This window comes from Pseudomonas saponiphila (assembly GCF_900105185.1).
Taxonomy (GTDB): domain Bacteria; phylum Pseudomonadota; class Gammaproteobacteria; order Pseudomonadales; family Pseudomonadaceae; genus Aquipseudomonas; species Aquipseudomonas saponiphila.
Genome location: NZ_FNTJ01000001.1, coordinates 4,476,013 through 4,496,372, shown reverse-complemented (window position 1 = coordinate 4,496,372; position 20,360 = coordinate 4,476,013). Strand labels below are relative to the sequence as shown.

At 61.8% G+C, this 20,360-nt stretch carries 20 protein-coding genes and 1 tRNA gene; 10 read left to right on the top strand and 11 right to left on the bottom strand.

The window, feature by feature from the left end:
• Window positions 1-14: 14 nt before the first annotated feature.
• A complete protein-coding gene (locus BLV47_RS21085; protein ID WP_092316744.1) occupies window positions 15-737 on the top strand; it encodes an amidotransferase in 723 nt (240 codons plus the stop codon).
• Between the two features lie 40 nt (window positions 738-777).
• Here BLV47_RS21085 and BLV47_RS21080 read toward each other — a convergent pair whose 3' ends face one another.
• The 3 genes from BLV47_RS21080 to BLV47_RS21070 all read right to left on the bottom strand — a co-directional run bounded on the left by BLV47_RS21080 (window position 778) and on the right by BLV47_RS21070 (window position 3,528).
• Window positions 778-1,749 (bottom strand): magnesium and cobalt transport protein CorA, encoded by a 972-nt coding sequence (locus tag BLV47_RS21080; RefSeq protein WP_092316742.1) that lies wholly within the window; start codon window positions 1,747-1,749, stop codon window positions 778-780.
• Window positions 1,750-1,902: 153 nt separating this feature from the next.
• The gene (locus BLV47_RS21075) at window positions 1,903-2,625 is read right to left on the bottom strand and encodes a lysophospholipid acyltransferase family protein (protein WP_060842876.1); all 723 of its coding nucleotides are present in this window, start codon (window positions 2,623-2,625) and stop codon (window positions 1,903-1,905) included.
• Window positions 2,626-2,838: 213 nt separating this feature from the next.
• The gene (locus BLV47_RS21070) at window positions 2,839-3,528 is read right to left on the bottom strand and encodes a crotonase/enoyl-CoA hydratase family protein (protein WP_092316740.1); all 690 of its coding nucleotides are present in this window, start codon (window positions 3,526-3,528) and stop codon (window positions 2,839-2,841) included.
• A gap of 318 nt (window positions 3,529-3,846) precedes the next feature.
• On the opposite strand from BLV47_RS21070, the gene BLV47_RS21065 reads away from it, so the two are divergent.
• The 5 genes from BLV47_RS21065 to BLV47_RS21045 all read left to right on the top strand — a co-directional run bounded on the left by BLV47_RS21065 (window position 3,847) and on the right by BLV47_RS21045 (window position 7,271).
• Window positions 3,847-3,936, top strand: a tRNA-Ser gene (locus BLV47_RS21065).
• Window positions 3,937-4,285: 349 nt separating this feature from the next.
• The gene (locus BLV47_RS21060; RefSeq protein WP_016964335.1) at window positions 4,286-4,477 is read left to right on the top strand and encodes a hypothetical protein; all 192 of its coding nucleotides are present in this window, start codon (window positions 4,286-4,288) and stop codon (window positions 4,475-4,477) included.
• 447 nt (window positions 4,478-4,924) lie between these two features.
• Window positions 4,925-5,389 (top strand): hypothetical protein, encoded by a 465-nt coding sequence (locus BLV47_RS21055; protein WP_371920271.1) that lies wholly within the window; start codon window positions 4,925-4,927, stop codon window positions 5,387-5,389.
• A 398-nt stretch (window positions 5,390-5,787) separates the two neighbouring features.
• Window positions 5,788-6,153: a glycine zipper domain-containing protein gene (locus BLV47_RS21050; RefSeq protein ID WP_047302868.1), complete on the top strand. Its 366-nt coding sequence runs from the start codon at window positions 5,788-5,790 to the stop codon at window positions 6,151-6,153.
• A 422-nt stretch (window positions 6,154-6,575) separates the two neighbouring features.
• Window positions 6,576-7,271 carry an HAD-IA family hydrolase gene (locus BLV47_RS21045; protein ID WP_092316736.1) on the top strand — a complete coding sequence of 232 codons (696 nt, stop codon included), beginning with the start codon at window positions 6,576-6,578 and terminating at the stop codon, window positions 7,269-7,271.
• A gap of 121 nt (window positions 7,272-7,392) precedes the next feature.
• Here BLV47_RS21045 and BLV47_RS21040 read toward each other — a convergent pair whose 3' ends face one another.
• A complete protein-coding gene (locus BLV47_RS21040; RefSeq protein ID WP_092316734.1) occupies window positions 7,393-8,139 on the bottom strand; it encodes a 3-oxoacyl-ACP reductase family protein in 747 nt (248 codons plus the stop codon).
• A 126-nt stretch (window positions 8,140-8,265) separates the two neighbouring features.
• Here BLV47_RS21040 and BLV47_RS21035 point away from each other — a divergent pair, with 126 nt between their 5' ends.
• Window positions 8,266-9,189, top strand: a complete 924-nt coding sequence (locus BLV47_RS21035; protein WP_092316732.1) for a LysR family transcriptional regulator — start codon at window positions 8,266-8,268, stop codon at window positions 9,187-9,189.
• A gap of 36 nt (window positions 9,190-9,225) precedes the next feature.
• On the opposite strand, the gene BLV47_RS21030 is transcribed toward BLV47_RS21035, so the two are convergent.
• The 3 genes from BLV47_RS21030 to BLV47_RS21020 form a co-directional block, all read right to left on the bottom strand.
• Window positions 9,226-9,954, bottom strand: coding sequence for an aspartate/glutamate racemase family protein (locus BLV47_RS21030; protein WP_092316730.1), 729 nt, complete (start codon window positions 9,952-9,954; stop codon window positions 9,226-9,228).
• 55 nt (window positions 9,955-10,009) lie between these two features.
• Window positions 10,010-11,557, bottom strand: a complete 1,548-nt coding sequence (locus BLV47_RS21025; RefSeq protein ID WP_092316728.1) for an NCS1 family nucleobase:cation symporter-1 — start codon at window positions 11,555-11,557, stop codon at window positions 10,010-10,012.
• Between the two features lie 523 nt (window positions 11,558-12,080).
• Complete coding sequence (locus BLV47_RS21020; protein WP_256596330.1) at window positions 12,081-12,818, bottom strand: phosphoadenylyl-sulfate reductase; 738 nt, start codon at window positions 12,816-12,818, stop codon at window positions 12,081-12,083.
• Window positions 12,819-12,990: 172 nt separating this feature from the next.
• Between BLV47_RS21020 and thrH the strand changes: the two genes are divergently transcribed.
• Window positions 12,991-13,608 (top strand): bifunctional phosphoserine phosphatase/homoserine phosphotransferase ThrH, encoded by a 618-nt coding sequence (thrH, locus tag BLV47_RS21015; RefSeq protein WP_092316724.1) that lies wholly within the window; start codon window positions 12,991-12,993, stop codon window positions 13,606-13,608.
• Between the two features lie 219 nt (window positions 13,609-13,827).
• On the opposite strand, the gene pabB is transcribed toward thrH, so the two are convergent.
• From pabB to rloA, 4 genes are all read right to left on the bottom strand, one after another.
• Window positions 13,828-15,171 carry an aminodeoxychorismate synthase component I gene (gene pabB, locus BLV47_RS21010; RefSeq protein ID WP_092317345.1) on the bottom strand — a complete coding sequence of 448 codons (1,344 nt, stop codon included), beginning with the start codon at window positions 15,169-15,171 and terminating at the stop codon, window positions 13,828-13,830.
• Window positions 15,172-15,380: 209 nt separating this feature from the next.
• On the bottom strand, window positions 15,381-16,367 hold the full coding sequence (locus BLV47_RS21005) for an alpha-L-glutamate ligase-like protein (RefSeq protein WP_092316722.1): 987 nt from the start codon (window positions 16,365-16,367) through the stop codon (window positions 15,381-15,383).
• Window positions 16,367-17,899, bottom strand: a complete 1,533-nt coding sequence (gene rloB / locus BLV47_RS21000; protein WP_092316720.1) for an osmotic stress tolerance membrane protein RloB — start codon at window positions 17,897-17,899, stop codon at window positions 16,367-16,369. Before rloB ends, BLV47_RS21005 begins: the two co-directional genes overlap by 1 nt.
• Before the next feature lie 5 nt (window positions 17,900-17,904).
• Window positions 17,905-18,441, bottom strand: a complete 537-nt coding sequence (rloA, locus tag BLV47_RS20995) for a retropepsin-like aspartic peptidase RloA (RefSeq protein WP_092316718.1) — start codon at window positions 18,439-18,441, stop codon at window positions 17,905-17,907.
• Window positions 18,442-18,708: 267 nt separating this feature from the next.
• On the opposite strand from rloA, the gene BLV47_RS20990 reads away from it, so the two are divergent.
• Window positions 18,709-19,431, top strand: coding sequence for a GntR family transcriptional regulator (locus BLV47_RS20990; protein WP_092316716.1), 723 nt, complete (start codon window positions 18,709-18,711; stop codon window positions 19,429-19,431).
• Window positions 19,428-20,321 carry a methylisocitrate lyase gene (prpB, locus tag BLV47_RS20985; RefSeq protein ID WP_092316714.1) on the top strand — a complete coding sequence of 298 codons (894 nt, stop codon included), beginning with the start codon at window positions 19,428-19,430 and terminating at the stop codon, window positions 20,319-20,321. The genes BLV47_RS20990 and prpB overlap by 4 nt, the downstream gene beginning before the upstream one ends.
• The last annotated feature ends 39 nt before the right edge of the window (window positions 20,322-20,360 follow it).

The following is a 20,360-nucleotide window of genomic DNA, read 5'->3' as shown; positions in this document are numbered from 1 at the left end:
GTCAGGAATTTTTTATGTCGCTACGCATCTGCATTCTTGAAACCGATATCCTGCGTCCCGAGTTGGTCGATCAATATCAGGGTTACGGGCAGATGTTCCAGCGCCTGTTTTCCCAGCAACCCATTGCCGCCCAGTTCAGCGTCTACAACGTGGTCCAGGGCGATTATCCCAGCGACGATCTGGAGTTCGACGCTTACCTGGTGACCGGCAGCAAGGCCGACTCCTTTGGCACCGATCCCTGGATTCAAACCCTCAAGACCTACCTGCTGGGCCGCTACGAGCGCGGCGACAAGCTGCTGGGCATCTGCTTCGGCCATCAGTTGCTGGCGTTGCTGCTGGGGGGCAAGAGCGAGCGGGCGACTCAAGGCTGGGGCGTTGGCACCCATAGCTACAAGCTGGCCGCCAAGGCGCCGTGGATGAGCCCGGTGGTGGAGGAACTGACACTGTTGATCAGCCACCAGGATCAGGTCACCGCGCTACCGGAAAACGCCACAGTGATCGCCTCCAGCGATTTCTGCCCTTATGCCGCGTATCACATCAATGACCAGGTCCTGTGTTTCCAGGGGCACCCTGAGTTCATCCACGACTACTCCCGGGCGCTGCTGGATCTGCGCCAGGAGTTTCTCGGCGAGAAGATCTACCAGAAGGGCCTGGCCAGTCTCGAACACGAGCACCACGGCACCACCGTTGCGGAATGGATGATGCGTTTCGTCGCCCACAAACCCGAGGCCGCATGACCTGCATGGGCCCAGGCGTCCGCGCCCGGGGCCCATTCCCTCAGAGCCAGCCGGAACGCTTGAAGCTGGCCCACAGGCCGACACAGCCGACACTGATAAAACCCAAGACACCGAAGTAGCCGTAGTGCCAGCTCAGCTCCGGCATGTTCTGGAAGTTCATCCCGTAGATCCCCGCCACAGCGGTGGGAAACGCCAGAATCGCCGCCCAGGCGGCGAACTTGCGCTGCACGATGCTTTGCCGTGAAGCCTCCAGCAGCACACCGATCTCGATGGTCTGGCTGGCGATATCGCGCAGGGTCGACAAATCCTCCATCTGCCTGGTGACGTGAATCTGCACGTCACGGAAATACGGCCGCATGTTCTTGTCGATGAACGGAAAGCTGAGTTTCTGCAGCTCCTCGCTGATCTCCACCATGGGCGCTACATAGCGGCGCAGGCGCAGCACGTCACGGCGCAGGCCGTGGAGGTTCTGGATATCCCGCTCGTTCAGCGAATTGCACAGGACGTTGCGTTCCAGTTCGTCGATTTCGCCATGGATGGCCTCACTGACCGGCTGGTAGTTCTCGGTGACGAAATCCAGCAGCGCATAAAGGACGAAGTCCTCGCCGTGCTCCAGCAGCAGGGGACGCGCCTCGCAACGCTGGCGTACATAGCCATAGGAGGCCGAGTGACCGTTGCGTGCGGTGATGATGTAGCCGTTGCCGGCAAAGATGTGGGTTTCGATGAACTCCAGCTTGCCCTCGGTGCGCACCGGTGAATAAGTGACGATGAACAAGGCGTCGCCGAAGGTTTCCAGCTTGGGGCGGCTGTGCTTTTCCAGGGCGTCTTCAATGGCCAGTTCATGCAGGTTGAACTGGCGTTGCAGATTGGCCAGTTCGTGGGCATTGGGTTCCTCCAGGCCGATCCACACGAAGTGGCCGGGTTTCGCGGCCCAGGCAGCCCCTTCGTCAAGGCTGATATCGGTGACTTTCTTTCCGCCGCTGTACACGGCGGCAGCAACAACTCTACCCATGGCTCTGCTTCACTTCTTCTTATCAATGGGGCGGTTACAAATCAGCAGCTTAGCCTGCAATGCAGCATCAGAGTCACTGCCGGAGCTGGAGTTCGCAGACAAATTAAAGCCCGCACGGAGCGGGCTTGCAGGCAGTGGGGGCGGGCTCGCGGTTCAGGCGGCTTGCAGTTGGCGATCCATGTGGGCGATGCATTCGCGCATCTGCTCGCGACACTGGGCGATCAACCGCGGCATGTCGTCCATGGTCAGCCCGGCGGTGGGAATTGCCGGCAGCGAACGGATCAGGATCTTGCCGCTGTTCCAGCGGTTCAGGCGCATGTGCTTGATGTAGCTGCTGACACACACCGGCACGATCGGCACGCCGGCGGCGATGGCCATCTGGAACGCGCCCTTCTTGAATGGCAGCAGATCCTCGCCGAGGTTGCGGGTGCCTTCGGGGAAGACCCAGATCGAGGTGTCCTTGTGTTGCAGCGTATGGGTGGTGGTGAGCATGGAGCGCCGCGCCTTGTGCGGGTTGCCGCGATCGATCAGGACATTGCCCGCCAGCCAGAACAGCTGCCCGAACAGCGGCACCCATTTCAGGCTCTTCTTGCCGATGCATACCGTGCGTCGCGGCACTACATTGCCGAACACGAACAAATCGTAATTGGACTGGTGGTTGGCGATGATCACGCAGCTTTCAGGTTTGTCCATCAGCGGCCCGACTTCGGCCTTGACCCGCAGGCGCAGGATGCACATCGCCGGCCAGGCGTAGAGGCGGGCGCACAGGCGACTGTTGTCCGGGTTGAATGGACGACACAGTCCAAGCAGCAGGCCCAGGCTTCCGGCAAGGATAAAGTGCAGGCCCATCAGCGACATACGAAACAGATACAGCATCTAAACGGCCCACCGGGGACAAAAGGTGGCGCAGTGTACGGATGTGCACTGTTTTCGGCAATTGCCGCTCTCAGCCGGGAGATGGGCGATGTTTAAGTGCATGTTTCCGCTAACCGGTGTCAGCGGCGCTCTAGAGGCTTTTGTCTGTGCATTTCGGCCAGGCAAGAAAAAGCCCGACACGCAGGTCGGGCCGATTCATTCCACACGGGCGACTCAGCCCATGTGTTCCTGGTCGAGGATGATGGCGTTGTTGAGGGTGTCCAGCAGGGCCTTGCGCACCTTCAGCTTGGTGTTCTTGTGGGCCAGCATGTTGATCTTCTTCAGCTGGCGTGCGGCGGCCAGGGCCGTGCCTTGCAGTTCCTCGGCGCTCACCACCTTGTCGAGGAAGCCGGCATCCACCGCGCCTTGCGGGTCGAACATCTCGCCATTGATCACCGAACGATGGAAGGCCGAACGTCGCAGGCGGTCGCGGGCCAGCTCGATGCCGGCATGGTGCATGGTCATGCCGATCTGCACTTCGTTAAGACCGATGCTGAAGGGGCCGTCGACGCCGATACGGTAATCCGCCGACAACAGCAGGAAGGCACCCTTGGCCACCGCGTGACCCGGGCAGGCGACGATCACCGGGAAAGGGTGGGACAGCAGGCGGCGGGCCAGGGTCGAGCCTTGGGTTACCAGCGCCACTGCTTCTTTGGGACCGGCTGTCATCACCTTCAGGTCGTAACCGCCGGAGAGAATGCCCGGCTGACCGGTGATGATCACCACGGCGCGATCGGCGGTGGCCTGATCCAGCGCGGCGTTGAAAGCGGCGATCACGTCCGGGGAGATGGCATTGACCTTGCCATTGCTCAAGGTCAGGGTCGCGATACCGTCTTCGAGATGGTAGGAAATCAACTCACTCATGACGCAATTCCTTGTATTGAAGTGCAGCAGAAGTTACTCACCACGACCGATCTGGTAAAGCGCCGTGGCTGACTGATGAGTCAGGTGCAAGGTCGGGCATTGGCCTGCGCGGCGCCGCCGGCCTTGCCTGCTTTCTTCTATATGGCCAGAGGCAAGGCTGAAGAATGGCCGGTTTGCCTTGTTGCCGCAGGGCCCGAGTCCCCTGCAACGACGGATCGATCTTAAGCGCATGAAAATTCTGAAAAAAAAGTTTGCCATCTGAAAAGCTATCGACTACATTAGCGCGCCTCGACAGACTGAATCGGTTTGACGAGATACGGTGAAGTGTCCGAGTGGCTTAAGGAGCACGCCTGGAAAGTGTGTATACAGGAAACTGTATCGAGAGTTCGAATCTCTCCTTCACCGCCAAATTCGATGTACAGAAAACCCCTGGTTTCCGCGAGAAGCCAGGGGTTTTTTGCATTCTGGCCCTGTCCGTTGCACATGTTGTGGCCCGTGCGTGCAGGCTTGCTCTGGTCCTGTGGCCGTTGACGATTTCTGTGAGTCTCGTCGACCGGCTCTGCCACCGCCCCGGTTGTGTGCGAAAGATTGTCCTGGATCAGCTTTGCTTCTGGTGTCTTGGCCGCTCGTCGGTGTCCGGCGATTTTGAACGGCAGGTCGGTAAATGACTGTCTAGTCTGATGTGCCGTGACGGTCAGTATTTTCCAGGCAATCAGGAGCTTGCCGGTACTGATCGGTTGTTGGAGGGAGCTGGGAAATGAGGAGTCTTGCCTATATCGAAGACAACGGGGATGAGTTCCCAATCAACAACTTGGTGCGTTGCGGTCAGGCCGCATTTGAAGTGGAAGATCAATCCCGGGTCAGCGTGAGTAACAGGAAAAAAACTGCACCGCTGCCGGTCGCCAGTAATACGATGTTTTTCCCCAAGGCATTGCCGAAGAGAAAGTAAAATTCAGTTATAAGAGCCCCGCCAGATGCGGGGTTTTTTATTGTCCGCGAAATATCGATGACAGATGTTGAAAGACCTGACGTTTCAATGGAGGCGTGCGGAGGGTGTGTTCAGGGTGCGACGTTGGCAAGGGCGGGGCGGATAAGCTGTTTACCGGAGTCGGGAGGCGTTTCCCAGGCGCTGCGGTGCCGTGGGCAAGAGCCATCAGCAGGTCGGGTTCAACGGTGTTGCAGGTCAGGAGCATGCTTCAGTGGCAGGGTAGTTTGTGTATTAAATTTTTTATTGAGTTTGAGTAGCCGTATTAATTGTTTATCGCCAGTGCGAAGAGGTCAGTAAAGAAGGTTCTGTTGTGATTTGGGAATCCTCTTATCTCAATTGGCTATAACTGGCGATATGTTCCTTGTCCCGATCAAAGCGGGGCTGTGCATCCAGCGATGATGCCTATAAATGAAAAGCGATAAGGAAATAAACGTGAAAGCTATTTTCAAACTCTTCGCCCTGTCTGCCCTCGTAGCCGCCGCCACCGGCTGCACCAGCTACAACATCAGCCAACCATCGGCGCCTATCGACAGTCAGGTCAAGGCTGACCTGAAGGCGGACGTGGCAGTGGGCGAGGCGATCTCGGGTCAGTCGTCGGTGAACATTCTGTTTGGCTTCCTGCAGTTTGGCGGCGATAGCCAGTTTGCTGACGGTGTTGCTTACGGCGGTGATGGTGGTGGTGCGTTGGGTGGCCTGGGTCTGGACCCGGTCAGCTCGGTCAAGTCCGCAGCGGCCTACAAGGCCGTCAAATCGTCGGGTGCCGACCTGATCGTTGCTCCGCGTTATGAAGTGAACGAAGAAAACTACTTTGTCTTCAAGAAAGTCTCGGTCACGGTCAAAGGCAATAAAGGCAACATCCGCAGCATTCATTGATTCGCGCTGCGCATGAGCGTCTTGGGTGGAGGTCGGATCGTTGCAGCAGCAGTCTTCCAAGGGGCTGTTGGCCGCCGATCTGGCCTGAACATCTTCAGTCAGGTGAGCTGAAGTTGCCGCGGGATCTGTGAGTTGAAGGAACTGTCGGTGTCGCTCCCAGCGGTAGTGTCTTTTCACAGAATCTTCACATCTGCCTGAGTACGCTCAGACCATCCGTTAAACGCAATACCCCTAGCCCGTTCCCCAGCGGGCTTTTTTTTGCGCGCTGATAAAACTCTTTTAAAATCAGCTGTCCAAGCCACCGGAAAGCAACCCGGTGTTGCTGTGACGCCGCCTCTGGAGCGGTGCAGCGCTGGTCTTACAAGTCGGTTCCATAGTCTTATTTTGAGGTTCAAGTCATGCGTTCAACTTTACCTGCCCTGGTTGTGGGACTTCTGCTGGCTCAAGGCGCAATGGCCGGCGATGGCACCGCAGCCATCGGTGGTGGCCTCGGCGGTGCGCTGGGCAACGTAGTCGGCCAGCAGCTCGGTGGCAGTACCGGGGCAGCCATTGGTGCGGGTGTGGCCGGGGCGGCCGGCAGTGCGGCAGGCGCGCGCAAGGGTAGCCGGGCCAAAGCGGCGATTGGCGGTGGCCTGGGTTCGGCAGGTGGGTCGCTGATCGGTAACCGTCTGGGCGGCAGCACCGGTTCCACCGTGGGCGCCGGTATCGGCGGCGCGGCGGGCGGCGCCCTGGGTAGCAGCATGGGTCACAAGAAACGTCATTGATCGTCGCGTTGTGCAAAGAAACCCGGCCCTGTGCCGGGTTTTTTGTGCGCGCAGGTCCAGGCTTCACCATACTCAACGGTGCCAATCGCGATATTCCAGGAGACGATCATGTCCCGCGAGACTCCAGGCACAACTCAGCCACCCTGCGTAGAACCGCAGGTAATCAATGACCCGGGCAACGAAGATCCGGGCTCCTTGATGGACGATGCGCAAGTGCCGTTGCTAGAGGCGCCACCAGCGCAGGAGGACGACTCTTCGGACGATGCCTGATGCCATCCCCTCAACCTTGGCCGTGCTCCTTGGTTGCTCCTGACCCAGCCCCGCCGCTATGCTGCTGAACCCTTTAATTGACGCGTTGCCAAGAACACGGGCCGTATCTGAGCCGCTCCCTGGAATGTACCTTTGCTAACGGATCCGATGTGATGAATGCACAGTTGAATGATTTGGGGCCGATCAAGGCGGTGATTTTCGACATGGATGGCCTGCTTCTCGACACCGAGGGCATCTACACCGAGATCACCCAGATGATCGCCGAGCGTTATGGCCGCACCTACGACTGGACCATCAAGCAGAACATCATCGGTCGCGGGGCCGCTGATCTGGCGCGCTACGTGGTGCAGGCCCTGGACTTGCCCATCAGTGCCGAGGAGTTCCTGGTCATGCGCGAGCCGTTGATGCGTGAGCGCTTTCCCCGCGCCGAAGCCATGCCGGGTGCCCAGCAGCTGGTGCGCCACTTGAAGGATCACCGGATCCCCATTGCCGTGGGCACCAGTTCGTCGCAGATGTCCTTTGGCGAGAAAACCACCCGTCATGGCGACTGGTTCGCCCTGTTCGACACCATCGTCACCGCCGATGATCCGGAAGTCACGGCGGCCAAGCCGGCGCCGGACATTTTCCTCACCGCCGCCCGACGCCTGGGCGTGGCGCCCCAGGAATGCCTGGTCTTCGAGGATTCGCCGTTTGGCGTGACCGCTGCCCGGGCTGCGGGCATGAGCGTGATCGCGGTCCCCGATCCGGCCATGGCCGATGCCAAGTTTGCTCATGCCGACAGGATTCTGCGTTCGCTCAAGGGTTTTGAACCTGTGACCTGCGGTTTGCCCCATCTGATCTGGGACTGAGCGGGCGAGAGTGACACTTGTGCGCTGGAAGTCGGGCATTGCCGGGCCTCTTCCAGCCGCAAGCTACTAGGGAGCCGGGCCACCTGAGATGGGTGGCCCGGCTTTTTTCTGCCCGCGGCCTTCAGGCGCTGAAACCACCGTCGATGGTCAAGCTGGCACCGGTGATGTAGGCCGCTTCGGGGCCGGCCAGGTAGGCCACGAAACCGGCGATCTCTTCGGCACGGCCGTAGCGACGCACAGCCATGAGATCCAGCAGGCTTTCGGCAAAGTCGCTGTTGGCCGGGTTCATGTCGGTGTCCACCGGGCCGGGCTGGACGTTGTTGATGGTGATGCCCCGTGGTCCCAGGTCCCGCGCCAGGCCTTTGGTCAGGCCTACCAGCGCGGCCTTGCTCATGGCGTAAGGGCCACCACCGGCGAAGGGCATGCGCTCGGCGTTGGTGCTGCCGATATTGATGATGCGTCCGCCTTCGCCCATGTGCCGCGCGGCTTCCTGGGTGGCGATGAACACGCTGCGTATGTTGATGGCCAGGGTCTGGTCAAAGTCTTCCAGCTTGAACTCGTCCAGCGGGGCGATTGCCAGCACGCCGGCATTGTTGACCAGGATGTCGAGGCGGCCGAAGGCCTGGACGGTACGTTGCACGGCCTCCCGAATGGCTTCGGCATCAGCGCTGTCAGCCTGGATCGCCAGCGCCTTGCCACCCTTGGCGAGGATGCCGTCCTGCAGGGCCTGGGCCTTGCTCGCGGAACTGACGTAGGTGAAGGCGACGCTGGCGCCTTCGGCGGCCAGGCGCTCGACGATGGCGGCGCCGATACCGCGGGAACCGCCTTGGATCAAGGCCACTTTGCCGCTGAGGTTGTGCTTGCTCATGTGTTTCTCCAGAGATTCAAGGCCGGGTTGCCTTGTGCTTGGTGTCGAGTATCGACCGCGGATTGGCCGCTGTGTAGCGGGTAATTCCTATACTCTGTGTAAACCAGAAGTTTAGAGTGACGGGGTATGGAAGCTTTCAGCAGTATCGAATGTTTTGTCCGCAGCGCTGAAGTCGGCAGCTTTGCCGAGGCGGCGCGGCAGCTCGGATTGACTCCGGCAGCGGTGGGCAAGAGTGTCGCCAAGCTAGAAACCCGGGTGGGTGTCCGGCTGTTCCAGCGTAGCACCCGGCGTTTGACCCTGACTGAGGCTGGACGCTTGTTCCTGGCAGAGGTCAGCGACAGCCTGCAGACCATTCAGAACGCCGTGAGCAGCTTGTCCACCGTCCAGGGGCGCCCGGCAGGCACGCTCAAGGTCAGCATGGGAACGCTGTTCGGCTGTCTATACATCGTGCCGATGCTGGGAGCGTTCCTGCAGCGCTACCCGGACATCCAGCCAGACTGGCATTTTGATAATCGCCAAGTGGACCTGATCGGTCAGGGCTTTGATGCTGCCATCGGCGGCGGTTTCGAGCTGCCTCAGGGGGTGGTCGCCCGCCGCCTGTCACCGGCCCATCGGGTGTTGGTGGCCAGCCCGACCTATCTTGCAGCCCAGCCGCCGATTCGCGATCCGGAGGATCTGCAGCGTTGCCGGGGGATTCTGATCCGCTCCCCGCAGACCGGGCGCATCCGCTCCTGGCAATTGACTGGCCGTACAGGTGGCGTGCGCCCGCTGGAACTCAAGGCCAGCATGACCATGAGCGATTCCGAGGCGGCCTGCATTGCTGCCACCCAGGACCTGGGGCTGGCCCTGGTGAGCATGCCGTTTGCCGTCAACTACCTGCGTTCCGGCGCGCTGCAACGGGTCCTGCCGGATTGGTACGTCGATGATGGCTACACCTCGATCTACTACGCCGAGCACAAGATGCTCCCGGGCAAGACCCGGGCATTCGTCGACTTCGTCATCGAGCAATTCGCCGAGCAAGGCCTGGCGCAAACCTTCAGTGCCCTGTAGGAGCCGGCTTGCCGGCGAACCCAAGCACCGCCGGCCTCAGCGCCCCAGGTGCAGCGGCCAGCCAACCACCCGTTTCGGCCGCGGCGTCGCGTAGGTCCGCACCTTCGAGGTGGACAGCCCCAGGCGCACCAGGGACTCGGCAACGGTCACCGCCGCCGTGACCCCATCCACCACCGGCACCCCGGTACGCTGGCGAATCTGTTCATCCAGCCCGGCCATGCCGCCACAACCCAGGCAGATCACCTCGGCCTTGTCCTCGGTCACCGCCCGTTCGGCCTGGCGCACGATGGCTTCCACCGCCCGCAGCGGGTCTTCCTCCAGCTCCAGCACCGCCAGGCCGCTGGCCCGCACCGAAGCGCAGCGCTCATAGAGACCGGACAGCTTGAGCCGGTCCTCGATCAGCGGCACGGTGCGATCCAGGGTGGTCACCACCGAGTAGGCGTGGCCGAGAAACATCGCCGTGCTGGCGGCGGCGTCGGTGATGTCCACCACCGGGACATTCAGCAACTCCTGCAGGCCTTCGCGGCCGTGCTCGCCATAGCCGGCCTGGATCACTGCGTCATAGGGCTGGTCGTAGGCCAGCACCCGATCCATCACGGCGATGGCCGCCAGGTAGCTTTCGAAGTTTCCTTCCACCGATTCGGCGCCGAAGTAGGGGGTCAAACCGACGATTTCCGTTCCCGGCGCCGCCACGCTTTGCGCCTGGCGGGCGATGGCCTGGGTGATGGAGTCGGTGGTGTTGACGTTGACCACGAGAATACGCATGGGGGTTCCTTGCAGGTTGGGCAGTTCAAGGCCCGGCGCACCGGGCCGTTCAGGTTCAATGACTGGCGTTGTCCACGGCGATGGATTCGCCGCTGACGTCGGCGTATTCGGGCTGGCGCTTGGCGATGATCAGGTACAGCAAGCCGGCGATACCGGCGCCGATCAGCCAGGAAAACGGCGAGACGCTGGCAAAACCCGGCACCAGGGCCAGCACGATGGCGATCAGCGCCGCCGGCACGAAGGCCGCCAGCGCGCGCAGATTGACTCCGCGGCTGTAGAAGTACGCGCCTTGCGGGTCTTCGCTGTACAGCTGCGGTACATGGATCCGGGCTTTGCGCAGGATCCAGTAGTCCACCATGATCACCCCGTACAGCGGGCCGAGCAGGGCGCCGAGGCCGGAGAGGAAGTACACGATCACCAGCGGGCTGTTGTACAGGTTCCACGGCAGGATCAGCACCGCCAGCGCCGCACTGATCAGCCCGGCGCGGCGGAAGGTCAGGTACTTGGGCGCCAGGTTGCTGAGGACGAAGGCCGGGGCGACGAAGTTGGCCATGATGTTCACCGCCACGGTGACGATCAGGAATGCCAGGCAGCCCAGCACCAGGAACAGCGTGTTGGGGATCGAAGCGATGATCTGGGTCGGGCTTTCGATGACCTGGCCGTTGATCTGGAACTGCGCGCCGCACAGCAGCACGGTGATGCTGGCGAACACCAGGATGTTCACCGGCAGGCCCCAGAAGTTGCCGACCTTGATGGTCTTGCGGCACGGCGAGGAGCGGGCGAAGTCGCAGAAGTTGAGAATCAGCGTGCCGTAGATCGCCAGCCACAATGCGCCGCCGGCGAAGATCTGCCGCCACATTTCGCCGCCGGTCAAAGGTTCGCGGATCGACCAGGCAATCTGCCCGTCGGCCTGGGTGTACATCCACCCGGCGAGGCAGGCCACGGTCAGCAGAATGATCGGCCCGGCGAAGGCTTCGTAGCGGCGGATCATCTCCATGCCGTAGGCGAGGATGACCAATTGCACCAGCCAGATCACCACGAAACAGGCCCAGCCCAGGCTCGACAGGCCGAGGATCGAGTCGTGGTCGTAGTCGGCAAACCCCGGATGAATGGCCGTGAGCAGTACGCGAAATACCACCGAGGCCAGGTAGGTCTGGATGCCGAACCAGGCGATGGCGATCACCGCGCGGATCAGCGCCGGTATCTGCGCGCCGTGGATGCCGAAGCTGATACGGCTGATCACTGGGAACGGCACCCCGGTCTTCTGCCCCATGTAGCCGGACAGGTTCATGAAGAAATACACCAGCGCCGCGCCGATTCCCAGGGATAAGAGGATCTGCCAGCCGCCCAGGCCCAGGGCGTAGAGGCCGATGGCGAAGGAGTAGTTGGCGATGTTGTGCACATCGTTGGTCCACAGGGCGAAGATGCTGTAGCCGCCCCAGCGGCGGCCTTCGACCTTGGTCGGGGCCAGATCCCGGTTGTGCAGGCGTGGGCTGAGGAGGATGCGCTCCGGATCGGTTGCGGTGATGGGCTGCTGCAGGTTGTGCGAGTGCGGCGAGGAGGGCAGATCCAGTGCGATGTTGTTGGAAGGGCTGGTGTGCATTCCGGCGGCTCCTGATTCCGGCCCCGGATGACTGTGCTTGAGCGCAGGCTCGACAATCTTCGTCGCAGGGGAGGAATCACTGGGTTCGGGGCATCTGCAGCTTGAGTCATGGATCAGGCGTGCGGACGGTTAGTGTATGTATGTTTTGATATTTTTGTATACAAAACTTAGATCGACTAAAGCCACTTCTGTGCCAATTCCGGAGCTATGAAATTGGCTGCTGATTTCGTTTTGTTATGAGTTGTCCCTAACTGTATGAAACAGCGGGATTAAAAATTGACCGATTGAACAGGTATTTATTTTTCGGCGCGCGCAATCGGCTGCCGCATGAATATTGACCGCAGAAAGGGCTGTCACTTTTTGGGGCGAAAGGCGATTAAAGTGCACACAAAAATGGCACCGTTAGTGACATTCGTGTGTACAAGTTATGCGGTGCGGGTGGCGCTCCGTTTGCCGGCGAAGGCGTCCTCGGGGGCGAGGGCTCATTCGCCGGCAAGCTGGCTCCTACGGAAGAAGGGAGGGGTCAGGCTTTGCTGATGATGTTGCCGGCGTGCAGGCCGCATTCCTTCTGGGTGGCTTCTTCCCACCACCAGCGGCCTTCGCGCTCGTGCTGGTTGGGCAGTACCGGACGGGTGCAAGGCTCGCAGCCGATGCTGATGAAACCGCGCTCATGCAGGCTGTTGTACGGCAGTTCGAGCATGCGGATGTAGCCCCAGATCTCCTCGCTGCTCATCTGTGCCAGCGGGTTGAACTTGTACAGGGGGCGCTCCGGGGTGGAGAAGGCGCTGTCGATTTCCAGCACCGCCACCTGGCTGCGGGTGCCCGGGCTCTGGTCGCGGCGCTGGCCGGTGGCCCAGGCGCTGACGGTGGACAGTTTACGGCGCAGCGGCTCGATCTTGCGGATGCCGCAGCATTCGCCGTGGCCGTCCTTGTAGAAGCTGAACAGGCCCTTTTCCTTGACGAAGGGTTCGAGCTTGCTGTGGTCCGGCGAGATCAGTTCGATGGCGATCTTGTAGTGCTCACGCACCTGATCGATGAAGCGGTAGGTTTCCGGGTGCAGGCGCCCGGTGTCGAGGCTGAACACCTTGACGTTCTTGTTCAGCTTCCAGGCCATGTCCACCAGCACCACATCCTCGGCGCCGCTGAAGGAGATCCACAGGTCATCACCGAACTGGGCGAAGGCCAGCTTGAGAATGTCCTGGGCGGATTTGTTGGCATAGGTCGCGGCGAGTTCAGCGACGTCGAACGATGGGTTCATCAGGGCGGTTTCCTGCAGGTCGGTGGCGCTGTGCGCTCTGTAGGGGTGCGATCTTAACAAAATCCGCCCGGCCCTGGCGCGCTCCTCTGCGTTGCGCCTGCCGGGACGAGTCGCTAGAGTTCGGCAGTCCTTTTGCTTGCTCAACGTCAATAATCAGAACCAATGGGAGTGTCTTGTGGAAATTGCCTGTCTCGATCTGGAAGGTGTGCTGGTCCCGGAAATCTGGATCGCCTTTGCCGAAAAAACCGGGATTGAATCCCTCAAGGCAACCACCCGGGATATTCCCGACTACGACGTATTGATGAAGCAGCGCCTGCGGATTCTCGACGAGCACGGCCTGAAGCTGTCGGACATCCAGGAAGTGATCGCCACCCTCAAGCCCCTGGACGGCGCGGTGGAGTTCGTCGAGTGGCTGCGCGAGCGCTTCCAGGTGGTGATCCTGTCCGACACCTTCTATGAGTTTTCCCAGCCGCTGATGCGCCAGCTGGGCTTCCCGACGCTGCTGTGTCACCGCCTGATCACCGATGACGGCGGTCGGGTCACCGGTTATCAACTGCGTCAGAAAGACCCCAAGCGCCAGTCGGTGCTGGCCTTCAAGAGCCTGTACTACCGGGTGATCGCCGCGGGAGATTCCTACAACGACACGACCATGCTCGGCGAGGCTGATGCCGGCATTCTGTTCCATGCCCCGGACAACGTGATCCGCGAGTTCCCGCAGTTCCCCGCGGTGCACAGCTTCGCCGAGCTGAAGCAGGAATTCATCAAGGCTTCCAACCGCACCCTGAGCCTGTAAAGCGGTTCGCCGGCGAAGGGGGTCTTTGGATTTTGCGCAAATCCTGTCGACGCCTTCGCTGGCAAGCCAGCTCCTACGGGGGGAGAGCGACGTGCACTTGTAGGAGCCGGCTTGCCGGCGAAGGGGCCCTTGGATTTTTCACAAATCCTGTCGACGCCTTCGCTGGCAAGCCAGCTCCTACGGGTGAGAGAACGACGTACGCTTGCCGGCGAAGACGCCCTAAAGCCCCTGCAACGTCTCCAGCAACACCCGCACCTTGGTGATGGATTCCTGGTACTCCGCCTGCCAGTCCGAATCCGCGACTATCCCGCCGCCGCCCCAGCAACAGATCTGTCCGTCCTTGGCCAGCAGGCTGCGGATGGCGATCGAGCTGTCCATTTCCCCGCGCACGTCCAGGTACAGCAGCGAGCCGCAGTAGAGCGCCCGGCGTGTGGGCTCCAGTTCGTCGATGATCTGCATCGAGCGAATCTTTGGCGCGCCGGTGATCGAGCCACCAGGGAAGCTGCCGGCAATCAGGTCCAGGGCGTCCTTGCCGGGGGCCAGTTCGCCGGTGACGCTGCTCACCAGGTGATGCACGTTGGGGTAGCTTTCCAGGCTGAACAGCTCCGGCACGCGCACTGAGCCGGTGCGGCAGGTGCGCCCCAGGTCGTTGCGCAGCAGGTCGACGATCATCAGGTTTTCCGCGCGGTCCTTGGGGCTGGACAGCAGCTCGGCGGCGTTGGCCGCGTCTGTGGTCGCGTCCCGATCGCGAGGGCGGGTGCCCTTGATCGGCCGGGTTTCCACTCGGCCCTGGCTGACGTGGACGAAGCGCTCCGGGGACAGGCTGAGCACCGCAGCGCCGTCCGGCAGGCGCTGAAAGCCGGAGAAGGGCGTTGGACACGCCGCGCGCAACGCGCAGTAGGCGATCCAGGGATCGCCCTGGTACTGGCCGCGAAAGCGCTGGGCGAAGTTCACCTGGTAGCAGTCGCCGGCCTGGATGTACTGCTGGATACGCTGGAATGCCTGGCGGTAATCCTCGGCACTCAGGTCGGCCTGCATGGGCCGGCTGAGTTTGAACGAGCCTGCTGCCATGGCAGGTGGTTGGCTGAACAGCAGGATCAGGCGCCGCCGCTCTGCCTCTTCCAGGCTGGGGTGGAACAGCAGCTGGCTGGTGCCCGCCTGGTGGTCATTGATCAGCGCCCAGGCGTACAGGCCAAAGCGCGCCTCCGGCAGGTGCAGGTCATCCCGGGCCAGGCTCGGCAGGCGCTCCAGATGGCGGCCGAAATCGTAGCTGAGGTAGCCGATCAGACCGCCGGCGAAGGGCAGCTCATGGGGCGCCGGGACCTGGGCCGGGCCCAGTTGCTGCAGGTTGTGCCGCAGACGCTGGAGGAAGTCGCCGCCGCTTTCCTCGGCGGCCACTGTCAGCTCGGCCAGCGGCCAGGCGCTGAGCAGGTCGTAGCGACCGCGCTCGGCAGTGGGCCGGCCGCTGTCCAGTAGCACGGCGCCGGGGGCGTGTTCGATTGCCGCGAAATACTCGGCGGGGTTGGCGCGATAGGGGAGCGGGTGTACGGAACAGGTCAACATGCGGGGCAGATCAGCCATCGGAGCGCGGTTGGCGATTGTATGCCTGTGCAGGAGTTGCTCCTAGAGGGGATGTCGGCGATTGCCCGATTCACGGCGCATTCAGCGACCGGTAGCCGCTGGCGCAGGCGGCGAAAAACTCCGCAGTGCTTTCAGTCGGGGCGGATCCGCGCGCAGGTCGCGCGGATCCGCCTGTCTGGCGGCAATCGCTATCAGCCTTCCACCGGGGGGATGTGACCGAACAGCTCCTGGGCGAAGCGTACCCGCTCTTCGACGCTTTCCACGATGCCCCGGGCCTTGAGTGTCTCAAGGTGGGCTTCAATGGCGTGGGTGCGCTGGGTCAGGCCGCAGTCGTTGGCGATCTGGATGTTCAATCCGGGCCGGGCGTTGAGTTCGAGAATCAGCGGGCCCTTGTCCTGGTCCAGGACCATGTCCACGCCGATGTAGCCCAGGCCGCAGAGCTCGTGGCAGCCGGCCGCCAGCTTCATGAAACCGTCCCAGTAGGGCAGTTGCACGCCATCCACGGCGTTGGTGGTGTCCGGGTGCTTGGCGATGATGTTGTTCAGCCAGGTGCCGCGCAGGGTCAGGCCGGTGGCCAGGTCGACGCCGACGCCGATGGCGCCCTGGTGCAGGTTGGCCTTGCCCCCGGACTGGCGAGTCGGCAGGCGCAGCATGGCCATCACCGGGTAGCCCATGAGCACGATGATGCGGATGTCCGGCACGCCTTCGTAGCTGATGCTCTTGAAGATCTGGTCCGGGGTCACCCGGTACTCGATCAGCGCCCGGTCGCGGTGGCCGCCCAGGGAGTACAGGCCGGTGAGGATGCTGGAAATATGGTGCTCGAGTTCCTCGTGGCTGATGATCTTGCCCGACACCGTGCGATAGCGGCCCTCGAAGCGGTCGGCGATGACGATGATGCCGTCACCGCCGGCGCCCTGGGCCGGCTTGATCACGAAGTCGTTGCGCTCGCCGATGATCGCGTCGAGCTTGTCGATTTCCTTCTCGGTGGAAATCACCCCATACAGTTCCGGCACATGGATGCCGGCCTTGATCGCCCGTTCCTTGGTGATGATCTTGTCATCGACGATGGGGTACAGGCTGCGCTTGTTGTACTTGAGCACGTAGTCGGCGTTACGCCGGTTGATGCCCATGATTCCCCGCGCTTCCAGGGCTTTCCAGGTCTTCCACAGGCCGAACATCAGGAGTCGGCCTTGACGAAGGCTTTGAAACGCACCAGCTCGGTCAGGCGGTAGCCGCGATAGCGTCCCATCGCCAGCATGAAGCCCACCAGGATCAGCAGCATCGCCGGGAAGGTGAAGACGAAGTACGTCAGCTCCGGCACGCTCATGATCAGGTGCGCCAGGGAGGCGGCGAACAGGGTGCCGATGGCGACTTTCATCGCATGGCCGCCGCCACGCTCCTCCCAGGTGATGGACAGGCGTTCGATGGTCATGGTCAGGATCACCATCGGGAACAGCGCCACCGACAGGCCGCGTTCCAGGCCCAGCTTGTGGCTGAACAGGCTGATGGTGGCGATCAGCACCACGACGAAGGTCAGCACCACCGACAGCCGCGGCAGCATCTGCAGCTTCAGGTGTTCCAGGTAGGAGCGCAGCGACAGCCCGAGCGCGGTGATCACCGTGAACAGCACGATGCCGAAGCCCAGCTGGGTTTCGCGGAAGGCCAGGGCGATCAGTACCGGGGTGAAGGTGCCCAGGGTCTGCAGGCCGATCAGGTTGCGCAGTACCAGGATCACCAGCACGCCGATGGGGATCATCACCATGATCATGAAGGTCTGCTGGGTCTGCAGCGGCAGGCCGTAGAGCGAGTATTCGAGGAAGTTGGCGTCGGTGTTCTCGTCGGTCAGCTTGGCCAGGCGAATGGCGTTCATCTCGCTGTTGTTCATGCTGAAGGTGACGTTGGCTTTCTTGCCGCCATCGACGGTGATCAGGTTGTCGTCACCGGTCCACCACAGCAGGCGGTCGCTGGGCATGCCCTGCTCGCCGGTTTCCGGGTTGAAGTACAGCCAGTCGGTGCCGTTGAAGCTGCGCAGCCAGAGCTCCGGGGTCTGCGGCTGGTCGGCCACCAGGCGGATGGTGTGGACCTTCTCCATCGGCACGTGGGCGATGGACAGCAGCAGCTCGACGATCTTGGCCTTGTTGGCGCTGGACGAGTCGCCGGCCAGCAGCAGCTTGGCGTTGTCGTCATTGGCGTTGTTGACGCGCTTGATGGCCTCGCTGATGAAGGTCTCGACGTCCGCCGAATGCTGGCGGATCGGCGCCAGCAAGGCGTCGGCGGCGATTTTTTCCGGGCCTTCCACGGCCATGCTGTCGCGGAAGGTCGGGCCCTTGACCTTGGATTTCTCGGCGCTGTAGCGCTTGGTCAGCACCAGGCGGTAGTACAGGGTCTGGTTGCCCTTGGCCCGGCGCGCCGACCAGGTGACCTTGCGGTTGCCGTCGACGCGGTTCACCGCCACGCCGTAGTTGTTGGAAATGAAGCTCTCGTTGAGGCTCACGTAGTCGCGGCTCAGGGGTGGCACGAACATCTGGATCTTGATCGGGTCCTTGCCGTTGGCGACGAATTCGACCTTGGCATCGATGTTCCACAGATCGTCGGTGGCGTCTTCGGTCACCGGAATGCCCAGCACGAAGATCTGATAGGCCGTGATCGAAATGCCCAGCACCACCAGGATGGCGATCAGGACTTTCAGATGAAGGGTAAGAGAGCGCATTGGAATTACTCTGCGGTATGAGCGTCGGTGGCGCAGGCGGGTTTGCCAGCAGCGTATTTAAGACTGGGGTCGACCAGCGCATCGAAGCGTTTCAGGGCTTCGGAGCCAATCAGCAGCGGGTATTGGAAGGTGCTGCGGTCGGTCAAGTTCACTTCGATGCTGCGCAAGGCGCTGCCCATGCACACCGCCAGGGCGATGACCGGCCGGGCGGTGTAGTTCTTGTCTTCATCGGGGTCATAGTCGCCGGCGCGGCGCTTGATCTTGCTGACCCGGGCCAGAGGCCGCTCGATGGGGTGGCTGTGGGCGGTGTCGATGGCCAGGTAGAAGCGTACCCAGGACTCGCCGTTGCGCTTGAAGCGCTTGATGTCGCGAGCACTCAGGGACGCGGTCTTGGCGCCGGTGTCGAGCTTGGCCGCGACTTCCAGGTCAATGTCCGACAAGCGTGCATATTCATTCAAACCGTAGACAGTCTTGCCAGCGGCGGCGCTGATGCCCGGCAGGGCTAACAGGCAGAGGAGGAGGGGGAGGGCCTTGAGTCTCATAGATCCTGATGGGCATGGGTTCTTCAATTCAAGGCGACCGGCATTGCTGCGCAAGCTCCCTCGTGTGCGTGCCATAAAAAGATGACAGGCCAATGCGGGCGGCATTCTAGCATGCTGGTTTTATGGCGCCAGCGCCGGGGCGGGGCCTTTTGTCTCGTTTTGGTGCAAGGGGTTATTAGACGATTGTCGACAATCTCTATTTTTCCTTTGACTGATCTCGCCGTATTGGCTAGTTTTTGCCTCAATGATTTTAAAGGTGTCGACAATATGCTGGAGCAACTCGAACACCCGATACCAGCGCAGGACGATTCTGAAACCCTGTCCGAAAACGTCTTCCGGCGTATCCAGGCGGCCATCGTCAAGGGCGAGATCGCCCCGGGCAGCAAGATCTCCGAGCCTGAGCTGGCGCGCACCTACGGCATCAGCCGTGGCCCGTTGCGCGAGGCCATTCACCGTCTGGAAGGCCAGCGCCTGCTGGTGCGGGTGCCCCATGTCGGCGCCCGGGTGGTGTCCCTGAGTCACGCCGAGCTGATCGAACTCTATGAAATCCGCGAATCCCTGGAGGGCATGGCCTGTCGCCTGGCGGCGGAGCGCATGACCACCGAGGAGATCGACGAACTGCGCCGGGTGCTCGATACCCACGAGCGCGATGCGGCGTTCCAGGCCGGGGTCGGCTATTACCAGCAGGAAGGGGATTTCGACTTCCATTACCGGATCATCCAGGGCGCGGGCAACCGCACCCTGACACAGATGCTCTGCGGCGAGCTGTATCAACTGGTGCGCATGTACCGCATCCAGTTTTCCGCGACCCCCAATCGCCCGCACCAGGCCTTTGCCGAACACCACCGGATTCTCGATGCCATTGCCGATCGCGACGGCGAACTGGCCGAGTTGTTGATGCGCCGCCACATTGGCGCCTCGAAACGCAATATTGCGCGTCACTACCAGGACAGCGCCCATCAGACAGCCACTCCACGAGGTGAGTCATGAGTTCCAACAAGAGCACTCCAGGCCAGCGTTTCCGCGATGCGGTCGCCAGCGAACAGCCGTTGCAAGTGGTCGGCGCGATCAATGCCAACCACGCCCTGCTGGCCAAGCGCGCCGGTTTCAAGGCCATTTACCTGTCCGGTGGCGGGGTCGCCGCAGGCTCCCTCGGCGTGCCGGACCTGGGCATCACCGGCCTCGATGACGTCCTCACCGACGTGCGCCGCATCACCGATGTCTGCGACCTGCCGCTGCTGGTGGACGTGGACACCGGTTTCGGATCCTCGGCCTTCAACGTGGCGCGCACCGTCAAGTCGATGATCAAGTTCGGCGCCGCGGCGATTCATATCGAAGACCAGGTCGGCGCCAAGCGCTGCGGTCACCGCCCCAATAAAGAGATCGTCTCCCAGCAGGAAATGGTCGACCGCATCAAGGCCGCGGTGGATGCCCGTACCGACGACAGCTTCGTGATCATGGCGCGCACCGATGCCCTGGCGGTGGAAGGCCTGGAGTCGGCCCTGGAACGCGCCGCGGCGTGCATCGAGGCCGGCGCCGACATGGTGTTTCCGGAAGCCATCACCGAGCTTGAGATGTACAAGATCTTCGCCGATCGGGTGAAGGCGCCGATCCTGGCCAACATCACCGAATTCGGCGCGACCCCGCTGTACACCACCGAACAGTTGAAATCCGCGGATGTTTCCCTGGTGCTGTACCCGCTGTCGGCGTTCCGTGCCATGAACAAGGCGGCGGAAAACGTCTACACCGCGATCCGTCGCGACGGCACCCAGCAGAACGTGATCGACACCATGCAGACCCGCATGGAGCTCTACGAGCGCATCGACTACCACAGCTTCGAGCAGAAGCTCGACGCACTGTTCGCGCAGAAGAAAGGCTGAATCAATCCTTGTGGGAGCGAGCTTGCTCGCGATGGCCGT

What these genes read in the sequence shown, in the direction of transcription:
- BLV47_RS21085 (WP_092316744.1), top strand. Translation starts at nt 15, where the DNA reads ATGTCGCTACGCATCTGCATTCTTGAAACCGATATCCTGCGTCCCGAG.
- BLV47_RS21080 (WP_092316742.1), bottom strand. Translation starts at nt 1,749, where the DNA reads ATGGGTAGAGTTGTTGCTGCCGCCGTGTACAGCGGCGGAAAGAAAGTC.
- BLV47_RS21075 (WP_060842876.1), bottom strand. Translation starts at nt 2,625, where the DNA reads ATGCTGTATCTGTTTCGTATGTCGCTGATGGGCCTGCACTTTATCCTT.
- BLV47_RS21070 (WP_092316740.1), bottom strand. Translation starts at nt 3,528, where the DNA reads ATGAGTGAGTTGATTTCCTACCATCTCGAAGACGGTATCGCGACCCTG.
- BLV47_RS21060 (WP_016964335.1), top strand. Translation starts at nt 4,286, where the DNA reads ATGAGGAGTCTTGCCTATATCGAAGACAACGGGGATGAGTTCCCAATC.
- BLV47_RS21055 (WP_371920271.1), top strand. Translation starts at nt 4,925, where the DNA reads ATGAAAAGCGATAAGGAAATAAACGTGAAAGCTATTTTCAAACTCTTC.
- BLV47_RS21050 (WP_047302868.1), top strand. Translation starts at nt 5,788, where the DNA reads ATGCGTTCAACTTTACCTGCCCTGGTTGTGGGACTTCTGCTGGCTCAA.
- BLV47_RS21045 (WP_092316736.1), top strand. Translation starts at nt 6,576, where the DNA reads ATGAATGCACAGTTGAATGATTTGGGGCCGATCAAGGCGGTGATTTTC.
- BLV47_RS21040 (WP_092316734.1), bottom strand. Translation starts at nt 8,139, where the DNA reads ATGAGCAAGCACAACCTCAGCGGCAAAGTGGCCTTGATCCAAGGCGGT.
- BLV47_RS21035 (WP_092316732.1), top strand. Translation starts at nt 8,266, where the DNA reads ATGGAAGCTTTCAGCAGTATCGAATGTTTTGTCCGCAGCGCTGAAGTC.
- BLV47_RS21030 (WP_092316730.1), bottom strand. Translation starts at nt 9,954, where the DNA reads ATGCGTATTCTCGTGGTCAACGTCAACACCACCGACTCCATCACCCAG.
- BLV47_RS21025 (WP_092316728.1), bottom strand. Translation starts at nt 11,557, where the DNA reads ATGCACACCAGCCCTTCCAACAACATCGCACTGGATCTGCCCTCCTCG.
- pabB (WP_092317345.1), bottom strand. Translation starts at nt 15,171, where the DNA reads ATGTTGACCTGTTCCGTACACCCGCTCCCCTATCGCGCCAACCCCGCC.
- BLV47_RS21005 (WP_092316722.1), bottom strand. Translation starts at nt 16,367, where the DNA reads ATGTTCGGCCTGTGGAAGACCTGGAAAGCCCTGGAAGCGCGGGGAATC.
- rloB (WP_092316720.1), bottom strand. Translation starts at nt 17,899, where the DNA reads ATGCGCTCTCTTACCCTTCATCTGAAAGTCCTGATCGCCATCCTGGTG.
- rloA (WP_092316718.1), bottom strand. Translation starts at nt 18,441, where the DNA reads ATGAGACTCAAGGCCCTCCCCCTCCTCCTCTGCCTGTTAGCCCTGCCG.
- BLV47_RS20990 (WP_092316716.1), top strand. Translation starts at nt 18,709, where the DNA reads ATGCTGGAGCAACTCGAACACCCGATACCAGCGCAGGACGATTCTGAA.
- prpB (WP_092316714.1), top strand. Translation starts at nt 19,428, where the DNA reads ATGAGTTCCAACAAGAGCACTCCAGGCCAGCGTTTCCGCGATGCGGTC.